Origin of the sequence: Mesorhizobium sp. WSM1497 (genome assembly GCF_001672455.2) — a bacterium.
Taxonomy (GTDB): domain Bacteria; phylum Pseudomonadota; class Alphaproteobacteria; order Rhizobiales; family Rhizobiaceae; genus Mesorhizobium; species Mesorhizobium ciceri.
Window position 1 is genome coordinate 5,424,544 of sequence record NZ_CP021070.1, and the last position, 20,128, is coordinate 5,444,671.

At 63.6% G+C, this 20,128-nt stretch carries 15 protein-coding genes; 7 read left to right on the plus strand and 8 right to left on the minus strand.

Annotated elements, in window-relative coordinates; genetic code table 11:
• Positions 1 to 3: 3 nt before the first annotated feature.
• The 3 genes from A9K65_RS26755 to A9K65_RS35345 all read right to left on the minus strand — a co-directional run bounded on the left by A9K65_RS26755 (position 4) and on the right by A9K65_RS35345 (position 2,622).
• A complete protein-coding gene (locus A9K65_RS26755; protein WP_024505275.1) occupies positions 4 to 603 on the minus strand; it encodes a DUF922 domain-containing protein in 600 nt (199 codons plus the stop codon).
• A 129-nt stretch (positions 604 to 732) separates the two neighbouring features.
• Positions 733 to 2,412 carry an electron transfer flavoprotein-ubiquinone oxidoreductase gene (locus A9K65_RS26760; RefSeq protein WP_013532620.1) on the minus strand — a complete coding sequence of 560 codons (1,680 nt, stop codon included), beginning with the start codon at positions 2,410 to 2,412 and terminating at the stop codon, positions 733 to 735.
• 63 nt (positions 2,413 to 2,475) lie between these two features.
• Entirely contained in the window at positions 2,476 to 2,622 is a 147-nt protein-coding gene (locus A9K65_RS35345; RefSeq protein WP_156949323.1) for a hypothetical protein, read from the minus strand.
• Positions 2,623 to 2,632: 10 nt separating this feature from the next.
• Between A9K65_RS35345 and A9K65_RS26765 the strand changes: the two genes are divergently transcribed.
• From A9K65_RS26765 to A9K65_RS26775, 3 genes are all read left to right on the plus strand, one after another.
• Positions 2,633 to 3,277: a hypothetical protein gene (locus tag A9K65_RS26765; protein WP_084015702.1), complete on the plus strand. Its 645-nt coding sequence runs from the start codon at positions 2,633 to 2,635 to the stop codon at positions 3,275 to 3,277.
• A gap of 198 nt (positions 3,278 to 3,475) precedes the next feature.
• Positions 3,476 to 4,357, plus strand: coding sequence for a uracil-DNA glycosylase (locus tag A9K65_RS26770; RefSeq protein WP_064993390.1), 882 nt, complete (start codon positions 3,476 to 3,478; stop codon positions 4,355 to 4,357).
• Positions 4,358 to 4,411: 54 nt separating this feature from the next.
• Positions 4,412 to 5,224 carry a helix-turn-helix transcriptional regulator gene (locus tag A9K65_RS26775; protein WP_063171745.1) on the plus strand — a complete coding sequence of 271 codons (813 nt, stop codon included), beginning with the start codon at positions 4,412 to 4,414 and terminating at the stop codon, positions 5,222 to 5,224.
• On the opposite strand, the gene A9K65_RS26780 is transcribed toward A9K65_RS26775, so the two are convergent.
• A complete protein-coding gene (locus A9K65_RS26780; protein WP_244506971.1) occupies positions 5,225 to 6,127 on the minus strand; it encodes a DMT family transporter in 903 nt (300 codons plus the stop codon).
• Positions 6,128 to 6,198: 71 nt separating this feature from the next.
• A complete protein-coding gene (locus A9K65_RS26785) occupies positions 6,199 to 8,505 on the minus strand; it encodes a xanthine dehydrogenase family protein molybdopterin-binding subunit (protein WP_064993391.1) in 2,307 nt (768 codons plus the stop codon).
• A gap of 156 nt (positions 8,506 to 8,661) precedes the next feature.
• On the opposite strand from A9K65_RS26785, the gene pepN reads away from it, so the two are divergent.
• The 4 genes from pepN (at position 8,662) to A9K65_RS26805 (ending at position 14,688) form a co-directional block, all read left to right on the plus strand.
• Positions 8,662 to 11,307, plus strand: a complete 2,646-nt coding sequence (gene pepN, locus A9K65_RS26790) for an aminopeptidase N (RefSeq protein ID WP_064993392.1) — start codon at positions 8,662 to 8,664, stop codon at positions 11,305 to 11,307.
• A gap of 262 nt (positions 11,308 to 11,569) precedes the next feature.
• The gene (locus A9K65_RS26795) at positions 11,570 to 13,891 is read left to right on the plus strand and encodes a PAS domain-containing sensor histidine kinase (RefSeq protein ID WP_064993393.1); all 2,322 of its coding nucleotides are present in this window, start codon (positions 11,570 to 11,572) and stop codon (positions 13,889 to 13,891) included.
• Between the two features lie 107 nt (positions 13,892 to 13,998).
• Entirely contained in the window at positions 13,999 to 14,259 is a 261-nt protein-coding gene (locus A9K65_RS26800; protein WP_013532628.1) for a type II toxin-antitoxin system prevent-host-death family antitoxin, read from the plus strand.
• 96 nt (positions 14,260 to 14,355) lie between these two features.
• A complete protein-coding gene (locus A9K65_RS26805) occupies positions 14,356 to 14,688 on the plus strand; it encodes a hypothetical protein (RefSeq protein ID WP_244514280.1) in 333 nt (110 codons plus the stop codon).
• A gap of 59 nt (positions 14,689 to 14,747) precedes the next feature.
• Here A9K65_RS26805 and A9K65_RS26810 read toward each other — a convergent pair whose 3' ends face one another.
• From A9K65_RS26810 to A9K65_RS26820, 3 genes are read right to left on the minus strand one after another with little or no spacing between them, the layout of a single operon-like run.
• Positions 14,748 to 17,696 (minus strand): bifunctional [glutamine synthetase] adenylyltransferase/[glutamine synthetase]-adenylyl-L-tyrosine phosphorylase, encoded by a 2,949-nt coding sequence (locus A9K65_RS26810; protein ID WP_064993394.1) that lies wholly within the window; start codon positions 17,694 to 17,696, stop codon positions 14,748 to 14,750.
• Positions 17,696 to 19,174, minus strand: coding sequence for a HAMP domain-containing sensor histidine kinase (locus A9K65_RS26815; protein ID WP_024505283.1), 1,479 nt, complete (start codon positions 19,172 to 19,174; stop codon positions 17,696 to 17,698). The genes A9K65_RS26810 and A9K65_RS26815 overlap by 1 nt, the downstream gene beginning before the upstream one ends.
• 7 nt (positions 19,175 to 19,181) lie before the next feature.
• On the minus strand, positions 19,182 to 19,856 hold the full coding sequence (locus A9K65_RS26820) for a response regulator transcription factor (protein ID WP_023812818.1): 675 nt from the start codon (positions 19,854 to 19,856) through the stop codon (positions 19,182 to 19,184).
• Between the last annotated feature and the right edge of the window lie 272 nt (positions 19,857 to 20,128).

Consider the following 20,128-nt stretch of genomic DNA (forward strand, 5'->3'; position numbering starts at 1 on the left):
GGATCAGGGCCTGACCAAAGCGATGACGAGATGCTGGACATGGCCGCCGTCGCGATGCTCGCGCGCATCGAAAGCGAGCTGCTTGGCCTCATATGCGGCATTGGTGGCCTTGATGCGTCGCTGTGCCTCGCGACGTGTCTTGTAGCAGGACCGGTCGTCGGCAATCCTGAGGCCGGAGATGGATCTTTCCGTGGCCCGCATCATCTCCCTGGCGATGCGGCCATGGGTTTCCTCATGGGCGCGGACGCCGGCGAAGAACCGCGTCCAGCGCTTCCGGAGCGTCGGGGTGGTGGCCGAGGCGACACGCGGAAACGTGTAGAAGAGATTGAGCGTGCCGTTGGCACGCCGCAAGCGGCAGACGCCATTGTCCTGGCTGGTGTCGAGGTCCCAATCCACAGCGTAGCCGGTCAGCGCGATGGCATGCGTCATGAAGCCGTGCTTCGGCCCCTTGCGGTCCATAGCCTGGACTAGTGCCAGCCCCGTGTTCCCGGTGATGTCGTAGGTCCGCGTCTTGACCACCACCCTGGTGCCGGCCGGGGCCGCCGAAGCCAAACCGAACAGCGCACCGATCGCCACAAGGCATGCCAGAACCGCCAGGCGCATTGGCCATCTCCTTATCGTCAAGGAATGGAACCATAAGCGCGCGGCAGTTTCAACAGTTCTAATGTTCCACATGCCACGGGAGACCCCGAGCCATCGTCGGGACCTTTGCGCGCTGCGGCCGGCGCGGGCCTACATGCCCTGATAGACCGGGCCTTCTCCGCCTTGCGGCGGCACCCAGTTGATGTTCTGGTTCGGGTCCTTGATGTCGCATGTCTTGCAGTGGACGCAGTTCTGCGCGTTGATGACGAAGCGCACATCCTTGGCCGTGGGATCGGCGGCGGCGTTGCCGTCTTTGTCGACCCACTCGTAAACCCCGGCCGGACAATAGCGCGTCGAGGGGCCCGCAAAAACATCGTGCTCGGAACGCTTCTGCAGCTCCATGTCGCCGACAAGCAGGTGGACCGGCTCGTTTTCCTCGTGATTGGTGTTGGACAGGAACACCGAGGACAGCCTGTCGAAAGTCAGCACGCCATCGGGCTTCGGATAGGCGATCTTCTTGTGCCGGGCGGCAGGCTCGAGCGTTGCATAGTCGGCCTTGCCATGCTTCAGCGTGCCGAAGGGCGAGACACCGAACAGCGTGTTCAGCCACATGTCGAGGCCGCCAAGGCCGACACCGACGATGGTGCCGAAGCGCGACCACAGCGGCTTGACGTTGCGCACCTTCTTCAGATCCTTGCCGATGTCGGTCGCGCGCCAGGCTTCCTCGTAAGAAGCGAGTTCGTCGTTGGCGCGCCCGGCGCCGATCGCCTCGGCGACATGCTCGGCCGCCAGCATGCCAGACAGCACCGCATTGTGCGAACCCTTGATGCGCGGCACGTTGACGAAGCCCGCGGCACAGCCCATCAGCGCACCGCCGGGGAAGGACAATTTCGGCACCGACTGCCAGCCGCCCTCGGTGATGGCGCGCGCGCCATAGCCCAGCCGCTTGCCGCCTTCGAACGTAGCCGCGATCGCCGGATGGGTCTTGAAGCGCTGGAACTCCTCGAACGGCGACAGCCAGGGATTCTTGTAATTGAGGTGGAGGACGAAGCCGACCGCCACCTGATTGTCCTCGAGATGGTAGAGGAACGAGCCGCCGCCGGTCTTCAAGTCAAGCGGCCAGCCGAAGGAATGCTGGACCAGCCCCGGCCGGTGGTTCTCCGGCTTGACCTGCCAGAGTTCCTTCAGGCCGATGCCGTATTTGCCCGGTTCGCGGCCATCGGAAAGCTTGTATCTGGCGATCAGTTGCTTGGCGAGCGAGCCGCGAGCGCCCTCCCCGATCAGCACATATTTGCCCATCAGCGCCATGCCGGGTGCGAAACCCGGGCCGTGCGTTCCGTCCTTCTCGACGCCCATGTCGCCGGTAACGACACCGGTGACGGCGCCTTGCTCATTGTAGAGCAGGCCGGCAGCGGCAAAGCCCGGATAGATCTCGACGCCGAGCGCTTCGGCCTTGGTCGCCAGCCAGCGGCAGACATTGCCCAGCGAAACGATGTAGTTGCCGTGATTGTTCATCAGCGGCGGCATGAAAATGTTGGGCAGACGGAACGAGCCGGCAGGACCAAGGACCAGGAAATGATCCGCGGTGACCGGCGTCTTGAAGGGATGGCCGTCCTCGTCGCGCCAGCCCGGCAAGAGCCGGTCGATGCCGATCGGATCGACGACGGCGCCGGAGAGAATATGGGCGCCGACCTCACCGCCCTTCTCCAGGACGACGACCGAAAGCTCGGGATTGACCTGCTTGAGGCGGATGGCGGCGGCGAGGCCCGCCGGACCGGCACCGACGATAACCACGTCGAATTCCATGCTTTCGCGTTCGATGTCGCTCATCAACCCCTCCGCACTGGCTTATCCCATTCGGGTATCTTGCTGGCTCCCGCGCTGCATAGCGCATCAATTGACGACAGGAAACCGGCGCATACGTGACAATGCCGTTTTGGCCAAAAAGTCGCGCATTGCGAGGCTGGAAGACTGCTTTTCGCCCGCCATTGCCTGCGAGGCGCGCGTTTTTAATTGTTCGACGGCTTGCTTATCGGCCATACTTCACGCCATGCGCTTTCCTGGGCCAGCCGGCTTTTCATCGACGCGCTTTCTTTTCCCGCCCGGCCGGATCCGCCGGGCGCTCCTTTTGGCCCTTCTGATGCTGGCGCCGCAGCACGCTGCCGCCGACGAAGTGAAGGTCTGGGCGGCGGGCGCCTACTCCTTCTCCGACGAGCTTGGCGGCTTCCACATCACCGGCGCCTCGGGCATCGGCACGAAGGACGATCCGTTCGTCATCACCGAAGAGCTGACTTCGTCAACGCCGGTGACGCTGACGATCCGCACGACAAAGCCGATCCAGGCCTTCGGCAAGGCCGGCGAATTCGCCAACGGCATGATGTATATGCGCATCGAGGTGCTCAACAACAGCGGCCAGGCCTGGGTCGAATTCCAGTTCGAATTGCAGGAGATCCTGAACCAGCCGAGCGTGTTCGGCGACGGGCTTTCCTTCGACCAGCGCAACAAGACGCCGGACAATATCCGGTCGAGCAATTTCGCCGATTTCGATCGCGATTTCGAACCCTATGACCGGCTGCTGTTCAGGAATGGCAAGGTCGACCCGCTGAAAACCGCCAGCTTCGAATTCCTGATGACCGACTACACGCCAAGATGGACCTTCTACCTGGTGCAGGATCCGCGCATACCAACGGGCTGACACGATAGGAATTTTTTCTTGACTCGGTGAGCTCAGCTATGGTACATTTTTGCCTATGGTGCTGAGTTGCGCCAGTGACCCGCCGCACAGGCGGGTTTTTCGTTTGATGCTCCGTCAGCCAACGCGCCGGCGAGAGGCTGCGAAGGAACCCAAGCTGCCAGCCTTGCAAATTGCCGCCACGCGGACGAATGTGAATCGATGACTGCCGCTTCCCCAACCAACAGACCTGATATCGCCGACCTGCTGGCGTTTTACGCCAGCGTGGGCGTCGACGAGGCGCTCGAAGAGCAGCCGGTGAACCGGTTCGCCGAGGTTGCGCCAAAGCCGATGGAGCGCGCGCCGATCGCAGCGCCTTCGGGTGACACCGCCGCACCGCTGCGCTCGACGACCGTGTCCCGCGGCGAAGCCGGGGACAGAGCAAATGCACCACCCGTTGCGCGGTCGCCGTCTGCGACGACTGCGGTTCCCGACGAAGCGCAGGCGGCACTTGCCCGCCAATTGGCGACCACAGCAACGACGCTGGACGAGCTTCGCCAGCATATGGCGGCGTTCGAGGGCTGCAATCTCAAGGCCACCGCCAAGAACCTGGTGTTTGCCGACGGCAACCCGGAAGCCGCCGTCATGCTGGTCGGCGAGGCGCCCGGCCGCGACGAGGACATCGAGGGCCTGCCCTTCGTCGGCCGCTCGGGCCGGCTGCTCGACCGCATGCTGGCCGCGATCGGGCTCGACCGCACTTCAGCCTATATCGCCAATGTCATTCCCTGGCGGCCGCCGGGCAATCGCACGCCGACGCCGCACGAAACCGAGATCTGCCGGCCGTTCATCGAACGGCAGATCGAGCTGGTCAATCCCAAGGTGCTGATCAACCTTGGCGGCCCGTCGGCCAAGACCTTGCTCAACACCTCGGAAGGCATATTGCGGCTGCGCGGCAATTGGCGCGTTCACACGACGGCATCCGGCATCGCCATCCCGGCCATGCCGACGCTGCATCCGGCCTATCTCCTGCGAACCCCGTCGCACAAGAAGCTGGCGTGGCGGGATTTCCTCGAAGTGAAGGCGAAGCTGCGAGCGCTCACCTAGCGATAACCTCGCAGGTAATTGAAATGCCGTCCTCACCAGCCTAACCATTCACTCATGACAACAGCCCAAACCTCCGCCGGCAGCCTTATTCGCGAATGGCGCACGCGCCGGCGCATGTCGCAGCTCGACCTCGCCATGGAGGCCGAAATCTCGCAGCGGCATCTGAGCTTCGTCGAAAGCGGCCGCGCCGCGCCCTCGCGCGACATGGTGCTGCATCTGGCCGAGCAATTGTCGATCCCGCTGAGGCAACGCAACCAGTTGCTGCTCGCCGCCGGCTTTGCCCCCAGTTTCGGCGAACGCTCGCTGACCGACACGACAATGGCGCCGGCGATGGCGGCGGTCGAAATCGTGCTCAAAGGCCACGAGCCGTTCCCGGCACTCGCTGTCGACCGCCACTGGAACCTGGTTTCGGCCAACGCCGCCATCGCTCCCTTCCTTGCCGATGTCAGCGAGGCTTCGCTGCTGACGCCGCCGGTCAACGTGCTTCGCCTCAGCCTGCATCCCGGCGGCATCGCGCCACGCATCGTCAATCTTCAGGAATGGCGCACGCATCTGCTCGAGCGCCTGAAACACCAGAATGACGCGAGCGGCGACGCGGTGCTGATCGAACTCGAGCGTGAACTGAGGACTTATCCGTCCGGCCTGAGGAGCAACCGGCCGTCGCCGGTCGAGCCGAACGCCATCGTGCACCCGCTCAGGCTGGCGCATGGCGATCAGGTGCTGTCGTTTATCAGCACCATCACGGTGTTCGGCACGCCGCTCGACGTGACGCTTTCGGAACTGGCGATCGAATCGTTTTTCCCCGCCGATGAACAGACGAGGACGGTGCTGGTTCGGTTGGCGAAGGAGCGAGCCGAGCTGTCGTAATCACCCTTCAGGCAAAGATGCCTTGCGCGTGCGGGTGCGCTCCAGGCCGAGCTGGCGTTCGCGCCAGATGATGAAGATGCCGGCGGCGACGACGATCAGGCCGCCGACAAGCATATGGAGCGTGGCGACGTCGCCGAAGACGAGATAGCCGACGACGAGGCCTAGGATCATCGAGGTGTATTCGAACGGCGCCACGACCGAGGCTTCGGCATGGCGATAGGCCGCCGTCATCAGGATCTGGCCAAGGCCGCCGCAGAAGCCGGCGGCAACAAGAAGGGCCGCCTGGAGCGGCGTCAGCGCCTGCCAGCCGAATGGCAGCGACAGCAGCGACATGACGCTCGCCGTCACCGAAAACCACAGCACGATGGTCGCCGTGCGCTCGCTTTGCACGAGATTGCGCACCAAGAGCATGGCGACGGCCGAGATCGCTGCCGCGACAAGAGCGGCCATGACGCCAAGCACTTCCTGGTCGTCGAGCGCCTGGTCGGAACTCAGCAGCGTCAGTTCCGGCCAGGAGATGATCAGCACGCCGACCAGGCCGACCGCGACCGCACTCCAGCGATACACACGGATGGCCTCGCCGAGGAAGATGGAGCTGAACACCACCACCAGCAGCGGCTGCGCGTAGTTCAGCGTGATCGCTTCGGGCAGCGGCAGCCGGGTCAACGCGAAAAAGCCGAGCCCCATGGCGCAGACGCCGACCAGGCCGCGGGCGATGTGGTTGAACGGACGCTTGGTGGTGAAGGCAGTGCCGAGCTCTTTCCTGAAGGCCAGGAAGGCGATGATCGGGAAGATGGCGAAGAAAGAGCGGAAGAAGACAATCTGGCCGGCCGGAACCGTGCCTGCGGCTTTGATGCAGGTCTGCATGCCGACGAAGACCGCCACCGACACGATCTTGAGCATGATGCCGGTAAGCGTGTCGTGCCCGCCGGCATCATCGCTGGCTGTGGCCGAGGGGCTGCCGGGGCCCGCTGTCACGCTCCCGACGCTTCTCGGATCGTCGCCCAGATACGCGCCGGCGTTGCCGGCATGTCGATGTGCCTGACGCCATAAGCGCGCCAGAGCGCGTCGGTCACCGCATTGAGTGCCGCCGGGGTCGAGCCGATGGTGCCGGCCTCGCCCGCGCCCTTGATGCCGAGTGCATTGGTCGTCGACGGCACGTTGCGGGTCTCGAAATGGAAGAACGGGAAATTGTCGGCGCGCGGCATGGCGTAATCCATGAAGCTCGCCGTCAAAAGCTGTCCGTCCTCGCCATAGATAGTGTCCTCGGTCAGTGCCTGGCCGATGCCTTGCACGACGCCGCCATGCACCTGGCCGGCGAGCAGGATCGGGTTCACGGTGACGCCGAAATCGTCGACGATGGTGTAGCGGACGATCTCGGGCGCACCGGTGTCGGGATCGATCTCGACCTCGCAGATATGAGTGCCGTTGGGATAGGTGCATTCGTCCTGCACGAACTCGCCAAAGCCCTTGAGATCGTCAGGCGTCTTGGCGGCCTTGGCGATGCTGGAAAAATCGATCGTGCGGTCGGTGCCGACGATGCGGGCAACACCATCGGACAGCTCGATGTCGCCGGCAGAAGCCTCCAGCTCGTCGGCGGCGATGCGCTTGATCTTGTTGGCCAGATCCTCGCCCGCACGGGAAGCCGACACACCCCCCAGCGGAATGGAGCGCGAGCCGCCGGTGCCGCCGCCGGCCTTCAATTCGTCGGTATCGCCCTGGCGGACATGGATCTTGTCGATGTCGAGATTGAGCTTTTCCGACAGGAACTGCGCATAGGCGGTGGCATGCCCCTGTCCGTTGGTCTGGGTGCCGATCTTCAGCGTCACCGTGCCGTCGCCATTGAGTTCGACGAAGGCCGGCTCCGAGCCCGGAAAGGCACAGGCCTCGATATAGGTCGCCATGCCGAGACCGCGGATTTTTCCGCCGGCCTTCGACTGCGCCAGCCGCTCCGGAAACGCTTTCCATTCGGATTGCTCAATGGCGCGCTCCATATGGCCTTCGAATTCACCGGTGTCGTAGAGGCGGCCGGTTTGCGTCCGGTAGGGAAATTGCTCCGGCCGGATGAAATTGCGGCGGCGGATCTCCTCGACGGGCAGGCCGAGATCGTGGGCGCAGGCATCGACCAGCTTTTCCAGCAGGAAGGCTGCTTCCGGCCGGCCGGCACCGCGATAGGCATCGACCGGGCAGGTGTTGGTGTAGAGGCCGGTCACCGAGACGTCGAGCGCCTGGATATCGTAGACACCGGTCGACATGGTGACGCCGATATAGGGGATGAACGGACCATATTGCGAGATATAGGCGCCGATGTTGGCGAGCAGGTCCACCTTCATGCCGAGAAAGCGGCCGTCCTTGTCCAGTGCCATCTCGGCCGTGACGAAATTGTCGCGGCCTTGCGCGTCGGTCAGAAAGTGTTCCGTGCGGTCGCCGGCCCACTTCACCGGGCGGCCAAGCCGCTTCGCCGCTTCCAGCACCAGCGGATATTCGCGGTAGACGAAGCTCTTCGGCCCGAAACCACCGCCGACATCAGGCGTGATGACGCGCAACTGGCCCTTCTTGATCTTGAACACGCTGGCCAGGATGTACTGCATGGAGTGCACGCCTTGCGACCCGGTGGTCAGCACGAAGCGCTTCTCCTCGACGTTCCATTCGCCGATCGCGGAGCGCGGCTCCATGTAGTTGCAGACCAGCCGGTTGTTGACGAACTCGATGCGGGTGACGTGTGCGGCCTTGGCGAAAGCCGCTTCGGTCTTTTTCCTGTCGCCCATGTGATAGCTGAAGGCGCGGTTGGAACCGAGCTCCGGCCAGACCAGCGGCGTGCCTTCGGCAAGTGCATTTGCGGTCCCGGAGGCTGCGTCTTCGCCGTCATAGTCGACATCGATCAGTTCAGCGGCATCCTGCGCCAAGGCACGGCTGTCGGCGACGACGAAGGCAACGGCATCGCCGACATAGTTGACGCGGTCGCGGCACAGGATCGGGATGTCGCGCGTCGGCGCCTTGGTGCCGTCCGGCTGTTCCTGCATGACGCCGGATTTCAGATCGCCGAGATGGGCAAGGTCCTTGCCGGTCAGTACCAGATGGACGCCAGGTGCGGCCTTCGCCGCCTCGGTCGAACCGATGGTGAAGCTGGCCTTGGCGACCGGCGAACGCAGGACATAGCCATGCAGGACGCCAGCCGGCTGGATGTCGTCGGTATAACGGCCCTGGCCCTGGATGAAGGCGGCATCCTCGCGCCGCAGCACGGATGCGCCCATGCCGAATTTCGGTGTGACGACGGTCATGGATGCCTCGTGATGATGACAGGAGAACGAACGCCTGAAATAGGCATTGCCTCAGTTTTGTCGAGGGGCCGTTTCGTGTAAAGAGCGCGGACTTCAAATTTCTTGGACCAGCGGACACAATCCGCCGCCAACGCAATCGACAGGAAAACCCACGGAATGCGCACGGACACCGGCCAGGTCTTCAAGCTCGAAGACTATCGCCCCAACGACTACCTCATTCCGCAAACCGACCTCACCTTCCGCCTTTCGCCAGACGCAACGCGTGTCACCGCCGTGCTCACGATAGAGCGCCGTGACGGCGTCTCCCTGTCGGCTCCGTTGGTGCTCGACGGCGACGGGCTTACGCTCAAGCGCATCGAGATCGACGGCAAGAAGGTAAAACCGGCGGATCTGCCGGCGACGCCCGACCAGTTGACCATCCTCAAGCCACCGGTGGCGCGGCGCTTCCAGTTGCTCATCGAGACCGAAGTGGCGCCGGCGGGCAACGAAGCCCTGATGGGCCTCTACCGCTCGAGCCACGTCTACTGCACGCAATGCGAAGCCGAGGGCTTTCGCCGCATCACCTATTTCCTCGACCGTCCCGATATCCTGTCCGTCTACACGGTGCGCATGGAGGCAATGCGCGACGAGGCGCCGCTGCTCCTGTCCAACGGCAACCCGCTCGAAAAGGGCGACCTCGGCGACGGCTGGCATTATGCAGTGTGGCACGACCCTTTCCCCAAGCCGTCCTATCTGTTCGCATTGGTGGCCGGCAATCTCGGCCGGCTCGCGGACAGTTTCGTCACCCTGTCCGGCCGCACGGTCGAGCTCGGCATCTATGTCGAGCCCGGCAAGGAGACGCTGGCCGGCTATGCGATGGACGCCCTGAAGCGGTCGATGAAATGGGACGAGGAGGCGTTCGGCCGCGAATACGATCTCGACGTCTTCAACATCGTCGCCGTGTCGGACTTCAACATGGGCGCGATGGAGAACAAGGGCCTCAACATCTTCAACGACAAATATGTGCTGGCCGACCGGGAGACCGCGACGGACGCCGATTTCGCCAATATCGAGGCGATCATAGCGCATGAGTATTTCCACAATTGGACAGGCAACAGAATCACTTGCCGCGACTGGTTCCAGCTCTGCCTGAAGGAAGGCCTGACCGTTTTCCGCGACCACGAATTCTCTGCCGACCAGCGCTCGCGCGCGGTCAAGCGCATCGCCGAGGTGCGCACCTTGCGCGCCCACCAGTTTCCAGAGGACCAGGGCCCACTGGCGCATCCGGTGCGGCCGCGCCGCTACCGCGAGATCAACAATTTCTACACCGCGACGGTCTACGAGAAGGGCTCCGAAGTGGTGCGCATGATCCGCACAATTCTCGGTGCCGACGTGTTTCGCGCCGGCATGGACCTCTATTTCGAGCGGCACGACGGTGACGCGGCGACGATCGAGGATTTCATCAAGGTGTTCGAGGATGCGTCCGGCCGCGACCTGTCGCAGTTCGCGCTCTGGTATCATCAGGCGGGAACGCCGAACCTGACGATCAGTTCGACGCACAATCCAGCCGCGCAGGAGTTTACGCTCGAAATCGAGCAGTCGGTGCCGCCGACACCCTCCGAAAGCCGCAAGCGGCTGATGCACATCCCGCTCGCTTTCGGGCTGATCGGCGCCGGCGGCAAGCCTGTGCCGTATAGTAGCGTCGAGGGCGCCAGCGTCGAGGACGGCGTCATCCATATCCGCAAGCGTCGCCACATGGTGCGGTTTTCAGGCGTCACCGAGCGCCCGGCCGTGTCGCTCAACCGCGGCTTTTCGGCGCCGGTGACGTTGTCCGTCGAGCAGAAAGCCGACGACCAGTTCTTCCTTGCCCGCCATGACGGCGACGCCTTCTCGCGCTGGCAGGCCTTCAACACATTGCTGACCGATGCGCTGATATCAGCGTTCCGCGAGATCCTCGGCGGCAAGCAGCCGGCCTTTGCGCCGCGGCTGACCGAGCTCGCCGGCAGCATTGCCGGCGACGAGACGCTGGAGCCGGCCTATCGGGCATTGGCGCTGGCCCTGCCCGGCGAAGCCGACATTGCCCGCGACATCGGCAGGAACATCGACCCCGATGCCATCTATGCGGCTCGCGAGGCACTGGCGCTGGCGATCGGCACTGCGAACCGGGACGTTTTTTCGGGCCTCTACCTCAGCCTTGCCGACAGAGAAGCGTTCAGCCCCGACGCCGCAAGCGCCGGACGACGCGCCTTGCGCAACACCCTGCTGGATTATCTGTCGCTGCAGCCGGGCGGAGCGGAACTCGCTGCCGGGCATTTCCAGTCCGCGACCAACATGACCGACCGCGCGGCAGCACTTGCCGTGCTCGCGCATCGTCACCACGGTTCGCCCGAGGCGGTCGAGGCGCTGGCGGCTTTCGAGACGACCTACGGGTCCGACCTGCTGATCATGGACAAATGGTTCCAGATCCAGGCCAGCGTACCGGGGCCGCAAACCGTCGACACCGTGAAGGCCTTGACCAACCACCCGGCCTTCTCGATGGGCAATCCGAACCGGGTGCGCTCGCTGATCGGCACCTTCTCCAGCGCCAATCAGACCGGCTTCCACCGGGCCGACGGCGAAGGCTACTGGTTCTTTGCTCAAACCGTCCTCGAGGTTGAGAAGCGCAACCCGCAAGTGGCGGCAAGGCTGGCGACGGCGCTCAGATCCTGGCGTTCGCTCGAACCCTTGCGGCAGGCGAAGGCCAGGGAAGCGCTGCTCTCGATCGCCGGCGCCGAAAACCTGTCGGCGGATCTGCGGGATATTGTCGAGCGCACGCTGGCTTAGCCGCTCTCTTTCTTCTCCCCTTGTTATGGCAGAAGGGAGATCCGTGCACGCCGCCAAGCTGGTGAATTTCAACCAGGACCTGCCAGCAGCGGCTTCCGTTAGGCGCTGCGCCAGCGAAAGCCCATTATTTTAGTCGATTTTTAATCTTTTTTCGCCGGACCACTGGACAAGGCGAATCACCTTTGATTCTTTACTGACGATTCGGAAGTGCGGCGTTTGCCGGATCACCAAGCAGCATAGGCAAATTCGGGGAGTGCCATTTATGGCGAAGGCGGACGCGTGGGGCGCGCCCGGAGGGACGGTTTTTGCGCATCGTGAGACGCGCGGCGACGGTCTTGCCGGGAATACGCGACTCATCGCCGAACCGGCCTACCGGCGGCTTCTGGCCGCCGAGCCGCTGCTGCGCCGATCAATACCCGTCCTCATCATCACCTTCCTGATCGTCATCGCGGCGCTGCGCGTGCTGTCGCTGATGAACGAGCGCGACGATGTCGAGCGCAATGCCAAGGCGATCCTGACGCTGGCGGCGGGCCAGCTGGCCAGTTCGCTCGCCACCACCTCGGAAACGGTGCCCGGCGCCATACAGGATCTGCTGGAGACCACCAGCCGTCAGGGCGCGATGGGCCGCAGCCATGTGCTTGTCATCACCGACAGCGCTTTCAAGATCGTCGCGGTGACGCCACGCTCGATGCCATGGCAGGGCCATTCGCTGGACGGCCTCGTCGAGGGCGGCCAGCCCTTGTTCATGTTCGGCGATCGTGCCGGCGTCATGGACGTCAACATCGACGGACGGGATTGGTACGCCGCGGTCAGCCTCGCGAATGGCGGAAAGGGTGCATCGGCGGCCCTGGTGCCACAGGACGCGGTTTTCGATGCCTGGCGCAAGACCGTTTCGCTGAACGTCACCCTGTTCGTGCTGACGGCCGGTGTGCTGATCGTCATCCTCTATGCCTATTTCGGCCAGGCGGCACGTGCGCAGGCGGCCGACCGCATCTACCTCGAAGCGCATCAGCGCATCGACATGGCGCTGGTTCGCGGCCGCTGCGGCCTGTGGGACTGGGACATGGTGCGCGGCAAGATGTACTGGTCGCGCTCGATGTACGACATGCTCGGCTACAAGCCTTGCGAAACGATGCTGTCCTTCGGCGAGGTCGATCAGATCATCCATCCCGAGGACGGCGACCTGTTCGAGCTCGCCAACAGAATCGTCGCACGCGAGATCGATCACATCGATCAGGTGTTCCGCATGCGCCATGCCGATGGCCAATGGGTCTGGATGCGCGCACGGGCACAGGTCATCGATCCGGAAGCGCCGGAGATCCAGCTGATCGGCATCGCCGTCGACGTCACCGAACAGCGTCATCTGGCGCTGCGTTCCGAGGCTGCCGACCTTCGCCTCAGAACGGCGATCGAGAACATCAACGAATCCTTCGTGCTGTGGGATTCGACGCAGCACCTGATCATGTGCAATTCCAAATACCAGCAGGACAACGGGCTTTCGGACCGCGACGTGATGCCGGGCACCGCGCGCGCGGCGCTGGAAGAACGCATGCTGGCCTTTGCTTCCGAAAGGCGGCTTGCCCACACCAGCGGCCTGCAGGGCGGCGCCACTTTCGAGCGGCAGTTGGCCGATGGCCGCTGGCTGCAGGTCAACGAACTGAAGACCCGGGACGGCGGCATCGTCTCGGTCGGTTCCGACATCACCCAGATCAAGCTGCACCAGGAGAAGCTGGTCGACAGTGAGCGACGGCTGATGGCAACGATCCATGATCTCAGCCTCGCGCGGCGGGCCGAAGAGGAGCGTTCGCGCGAACTGGTCGACCTCAACCGCAAATACATGAAGGAAACCGAACGGGCCGAAGCGGCGAACCGGGCCAAATCCGAATTCCTGGCCAACATGTCGCATGAGTTGCGCACGCCGCTGAACGCCATCATCGGCTTCTCCGAACTGATGGAACAAGGGCTGTTCGGCCCGCTCGGATCGGAGCGCTACGAGGAATATGCCACCGACATCAACAGCAGCGGCAAGTACCTGCTGGGCGTCATCAACGATATTCTCGACATGTCCAAGATCGAGGCCGGCCAGTTCTCTCTGGACCGGGAAGAGATCGACCTCGGCCCGCTGATCAGCGAAACCGTACGCGTCGTTTCGCTGCAGGCGGCGCAAAAGGCCATCACCGTGGAAACGCGCATTGCCGATGCGCTGACGCTGGTCGCCGATCGCCGTGCGATCAAGCAGATCGTCATCAACCTTTTGTCCAATGCGGTGAAGTTCACCGGCCACGGCGGCCACATATCGGTCAGGGCCCGCAACACATCCGGCGCGCTGGTGCTGACGATCGAGGACAATGGCTGCGGCATCCCCAAGGAGGCGCTCGGAAAGCTCGGACGGCCGTTCGAACAGGTGCAGAACCAGTTCTCCAAGAGCCATGCCGGGTCCGGCCTTGGCCTTGCCATCTCACGTTCGCTGGCCGAGCTTCAGGGCGGCGCGCTGAAGATCCGGTCGAGCGAAGGTGTCGGCACGATCGTGTCGGTGCGCATTCCGGTGAAGAAGAGCGTGCTGGCCGTCAAGGTTGCAGCGTGAAGTTTTTATCACCATCCCAGGCCTGATCCACCTCGTGGACGCGAGGTGAAACGCTTTGACAAAGTTATCTATTTTATCTATTTTGGATAAAAAAGAAAGGCCTTGTCATGCGAGTGACTTCAACGGAATTCCAGCAGAATGTCGGGCGTTTTCAGGATGCTGCCCAGCGTGCGCCGGTCGCAATCACAAAGAATGGCCGGACCCACACGGTACTCCTGTCGGCGGCGATGTTCGAGGTCTTGGTCAAGGGACGGGTCGCCCGTCCTGTGGAAGAGCTGGACGACGAGACGCTTAACGCCATCGCCGAAAGCGCCGTATCGAGCGAATATGCCGGGCTTGATGCAATGCTCAAAGACTGGACACCGTGAGCCTGCCCAACCTATCCCGGGTCTGGTGATTTCCTATTCTTACCTCTGGGTGAGAGAACACGAAAAGGGTGCCGAAGAAGGTCGCAAAAACCGACCATGCGCCATTGTCGCCGCGCGGTCGTGGAGGGCCGTGAAGTCATAACGGTCGTTCCGGTCACACACTCGCCACCAGCTGATCCTGCCGATGCAGTAGAAATACCTGCGCCCCTCAAAGCCTATCTCGGCCTCGATGACACGCCATCATGGATCGTCGTCACCGAAACCAATCATTTCCTTTGGCCGGGTCCCGATCTCAGGCCTATCGCGGGGAGCAAACCGTCCCGATTCGACTATGGCATGCTGCCGCCGCGTTTCTATGCCTATCTGCGCGACCGGATTTTGCAGTCTCACGCAAGCCGGGCGCTGCAGCAGATTCGGCGAACAGAGTAGCTGCATGAGACTGGAGGACCACGAAACGTCCCCGATTCCAAGGGACGATCGCTTCCCGGTCATCCCGCACGAAGCAAAAGGTCGAAATCCTTCCTGACCTTCTGCGACGTCTCCTTGAGGTGTGCTTCCAGCACACCGAAATCCGGCAGGTCGGTCACCGCCAGAAGCAGATCCGAAAGCCCCGGCGGAACGTCGTCGCGCTCGAAGGCTCCGGTAAGGCACAGCCGCGTCATCTGGGTCAGCGCCAGATAGAGCGCATAGGCGTCGAAAAGCTCCTGCCTCGCCCCGGCATTGGCGAAGCCCGGTGACAGGCGCGAAAGGATTTCGGCGGTACCGGTAACGCGCGGCCCGGCGCCTACCTGCCCGGTGATGACAGCGACTTGGGCGATGAATTCGAGATCGATCAGGCCGCCGGGGATCAGCTTGATGTCCCACAGGTCGCGCGGCGGCTTTTCCTTCTCGATCATAGCCCGCATCTCCGCAGCCTCGGCCATCACCTTTGCAGCATCGCGCGGCTGGCCAAGTGCAGCCGCCACTTCCGCTTCAACCTCACTGCACAGGCTGGCGTCGCCAGCTATGGCGCGGGCGCGGGCCAGCGCCATGTGCTCCCAGGTCCAGGCCTCCTGGCGCTGGTATTTCTTGAAAGCATCGATATGGGTCGCCACAGGACCTTTGTTGCCGGATGGCCGCAGGCGCAGGTCGAGTTCGTAGAGCACGCCCTCCGCCGTCGGCGCCGACACGGCCGCGATCAGCCGCTGCGTCAGGCGGGTGTAGTAATGCGAAGGCGCCAGCGGCTTGCCGCCATCGGACTCCTCGGCGTCCGGCGCGTGGTCGTAAAGCAGGATCAGGTCGACATCCGATCCGGCGGTCAGCTCGCGGCTGCCGAGCTTGCCCATGCCGAGCAGCGCAACCACGCCGCCGGCAATGGTGCCGTGGCGCGCCGCGAATTCGGCCGTCACCGCCTGCAACGCAGCCTCGATGGTGAGATCCGCCAGATCGGAGAAGGCGCGGCCGGCGCGCGCCGGATCGATCGAGCCGGCGAGCAGCCGGACGCCGATCAGGAATTTCTGCTCGGAAGCAAAAATGCGCAGCCGGTCGAGCACGTCCTCATAAAGCCGGTCGCCCTCGACAAAGGCGGAAAGCCGTGCCGACAGATAGGCGCGGTCCGGTAGCTCCGTCAGCAAGGCCGGGTCGAGCAGACCATCGAAGACATGCGGCCGGCGGGTGATGATCGCCGCCAGCCGGGGCGCCGCACCCATGATCGTTGCCAGGAGCTTGAGCAGGGCCGGATTGGACTGCAGCAGGGAAAACAGCTGGATGCCAGCCGGCAGGCCGGCGAGAAATTCGTCGAAGCGCATCAGCGCTTCGTCGGCCCGGCGCGTCTGGCCGAAGGAGCGCAGCAGCGCCGGCGTCAATTCCGTCAGCCGCTCGCGCGCCTCCGCCGACTGGGTGACGCGATAGCGACCGAAATGCCAGCCTCGGATGACGCGGCAGATGTCGCTTGGCCGCTGGAAGCCGAGGCCGTGCAAGGTCTGCAGCGTATCGGGATCGTCGACATCGCCGGTGAAGACGAGATTGCCGATGCCTGTCGACAGTTCGGGTGCTGTTTCGAACAGTGCCGCGTAGTGGCGTTCGACCTGCTGCAGCGAGGCGCGAAACGCCTGGGAAAAGGCAGAAGCATCGGCAAAGGCGAGCATGCGGGCGATGCGCTCCAAGCCTTCGTCATCTTCCGGCAGCGTGTGGGTCTGCTCGTCGGCAACCATCTGCACGGCATGTTCGACGCGGCGCAGGAACCAGTACTGCCGGGCGAGCGCATCGCGCGCCTCGATGGTGATCCAGCCGCGTGTCGCAAGCTCGCCGAGCATCGGCACGGTCTCGCGGCCACGCAGTTCAGGGAACCGTCCGCCGGCGATAAGCTGCTGGGTCTGGACGAAGAACTCGATCTCGCGAATGCCGCCGCGGCCGAGCTTGACGTTGTGGCCCTTGACCGCGATCTCACCATGGCCCTTGTGGGCGTGGATCTGGCGCTTGATCGAATGGACGTCGGCAATCGCCGCGTAATCCATGTATTTGCGCCAGATATAGGGCTGAAGCTCCTTGAGGAAGGCAGCGCCCGCGGCCAGATCGCCAGCCACCGGACGTGCCTTGATCATGGCGGCGCGCTCCCAGTTCTGGCCGCGCGCCTCATAGTAGCGCAGTGCCGCCTCGACCGGGATCGCCAGCGGTGTCGAGCCGGGGTCGGGGCGCAGCCTCAGATCGGTGCGGAAGACATATCCGTGCTCGGTGCGGTCCTGCAGGATGCGAACCAGGCGGCGCGTCAGCCGCGAAAACAATTCGGTGGCGTCGAGCGGGTCGACGACCGCCGGTGCTTCCGGATCGAAGAAAACCACCAGGTCGATGTCCGAGGAAAAATTCAGCTCATGTGCCCCGAGCTTGCCCATGCCGAGCAGGATCCAACCCGACTGTTTCGACGGGTTGTCGACATCCGGCAGTTTGAGTTTGCCCTGGCCGTGCGCGTCGCGCAGCAGGAAGTCGACGGCGGCACGGGTACAGGCGTCAGCGAGGTCGCTCAACCGCCGGACCGTCAGCGCCGTTTCGGCCTCGCCGGCAAGATCGGCCAGCGCAATGAGGAAATGCGCCTCCGCCTTCCACTGGCGCAGCTCCATCATCAAGCCGGATTCCGAAAGGGTTTCCGCCAAATGCGCCTGCTCTATGGCGGCGCCGATCGCTTTCAGCCGAGCCTCGATTGTCTGCTCGAACAGCCCGTCCAGGATTTGCGGCCGGCGACGTGCCGTATCGCGCAGGAACGGCGACAGATCGAAGACGGCGGCGAGGAAATCCTGGCCCTCCCCCTTGCCGGCCAGAAACTTGGCAAGCCGCGTCAGCCCTTCTTCGTGCGCGGCGGAAGCGATCTCGGCCAGTTCCAACCGCGCACGGTCCTTGTCGAGCGGAACAAGCCTGGCCGCCGGCTTCAGCAGCCAATCTTTCGCTCTCGCAGCCGTGCTCATCAGTGATCCTCCCGAACCGGGAAACTCATGACCACGGATAATCCAGGATTGCCAGGCAAGAGTTCAAGCCGGCCATTGTGGAATGTCATGACGGCCTTGGCGAGGCTGAGGCCAAGACCCGAACCCGGTTGCGAACGGCTCTTCTCCAGCCGCACGAAACGTTCCGTGGCACGCGCGCGGTCGCCATCGTCGGGAATGCCGTGGCCATTGTCGGCAACCGACAGGCGAACGTCCGCACCGGCTCGCTCGAGCGTGACGCGCACCGCCGGCTGGGCATTGGCGCCGGTCGAATATTTGATGGCGTTGTCGACGATGTTCGACAGCGCCTGACCGATCAGTTCGCGGTTGCCGTTGACGGACACCGCCTCGTGCGCGTCTGCTTCCAGCGACACGCCTGCCTCTTCCGCCACCGGCTCATAGAGCTCGACGACATCGCGTACGGCTTCCGCAAGATCGACGCGGTTCGTATTTTCAGACGAGTAGCCAGCCTCCAGCCGGGAGATCATCAGGATGGCGTTGAAGGTTTTTATCAACTGGTCCGACTCGGCGATGGTGCCTTCCAGCGCCTGCCGGTAGTCGGTGGGCTTTTGCTTGCCCGAAAGCGTCGCTTCGGCCCGGTTGCGCAGCCGGGTCAGCGGCGTCTTCAGATCATGCGCGATGTTGTCGGAAACCTGCTTCAAGCCTTCGTTGAGCGTGGCGATCCTGGCCAGCATGGCATTGAGATTTTCGGAGAGCCGGTCGAACTCGTCGCCAACCCCCGTCACCGGCAGCCTGCCCGACAGATCGCCGCCCATGATGCGACGGCTGGCTTCCGACACGCTGTCGATGCGCTTCAGCGCAGCGCGGCCGACAAAAAACCAGATCAGCAATCCGCCCAGCCCCATCATGCCGAGCGCCAGCATCAGCGCACGGCGGATGACGGCACGAAACCGTTCCGGCTCGCCAAGGTCGCGGCCGACCAGCATGATCATCTGGTTCGGCAGCCGCAGCACCAACGCAATGGCGTTGTGGCCCTTTTCGCCCTGCGCCTGCGCATCGTTCTGCTCGGATTGGGTGGTGGTACCCTGCTCGGCGGGAAGGTTGCGCAGGCGCTCGAGCTCTCCCTCGCCAAAGCGCTGATAAGAGAACGGACTGCTGGTCCAGCCTTCGGTTTCGAGAACACCAGGTTCGAGGCTCTGCACGTTGCCGGTCAGGATCTGGCCGTTGGCGTCGGCGATCAGGTAAAGGTTTGCGCCGGGCTGGCGCGAGCGCGCTTCGACCACGCGGACCAGTACCGGCAGGCCGCCGCGCTGATAGGCGCGGGCAAGGCCGAGCACTTCGTCATTGATGGTCTCCTGCGTCTGCGCGGTCAGCATTCGCGCCGACAGCGAGGTCATGTAGAAGACGAGCGCCACCGCGCAGAGCGCGAAGAGCAGGAAGTAGAGCGCCGAAAGCCGCGCTGCCGTCGTCTTCATGATGGCTGGCACGGAAAGAGCCATGCCGCAGCTAACCACTCTTCAGCATATAGCCGGCGCCGCGAACCGTATGCAGGATGGGCTTGTCGAAGCCCTTCTCGATCTTGCCACGCAGCCGGGAGACATGGACGTCGATGACATTGGTCTGCGGATCGAAATGGTAGTCCCAGACATTTTCCAGCAGCATGGTGCGCGTCACCACCTGGCCGGCATGCCGCATCAGATATTCGAGCAAGCGGAACTCACGCGGCTGCAGCGTTATCTCGCGTGACGCACGGCGGACCGAATGCGACAGCCTGTCGAGTTCGAGATCGCCGACGCGGTAGACGGTTTCCGCTTCCTTGGCACTGGCGCGCCGGTTCAGCACCTCGACGCGGGCGAGAAGCTCGGAGAAGGCATAGGGCTTTGTCAGGTAATCGTCGCCGCCGGCGCGCAAACCCGTGACCCGGTCATCGACCTCGCCGAGCGCCGACAGGATCAGCACCGGCGTCGTGTTGCCCCTGGACCTGAGACCGGCAATGACCGACAGGCCGTCGCGACGCGGCATCATCCGGTCGATCACCATCACGTCGTAGTCGCCGGCGTCGGCGAGCGCAAAGCCGGTTTCGCCGTCACCGGCGACATGCGCGGTGTGACCGGCCTCGGCAAAGGCTTTCTGCAAGTAATCCGCAGCCTCGCGATCGTCTTCTATGACGAGAATCTTCATAGGGCTGTTATACGCGATTTCGCCGGAAGGTTGAGTGGCAGACATCTGCATTGTGGCCTTTGCCAAAGCGCATCGCGACCGAGATCGCTCGAAGCAGTGCGCGATAAAGCTGCTCGCTGCCGATGTCGTTGGCATCGGATCGTTGAAGCGCTTTTGAAAATTGTGCGGCAGCGGGCGATGGGAAGCCCGCTGCCGCCGGGGGAAGGCGCGATGACTGACTAACGCGCGCTCCTCCATGCTTTCCCGTACGGCGGCTCGGGGGTGTTGAACCG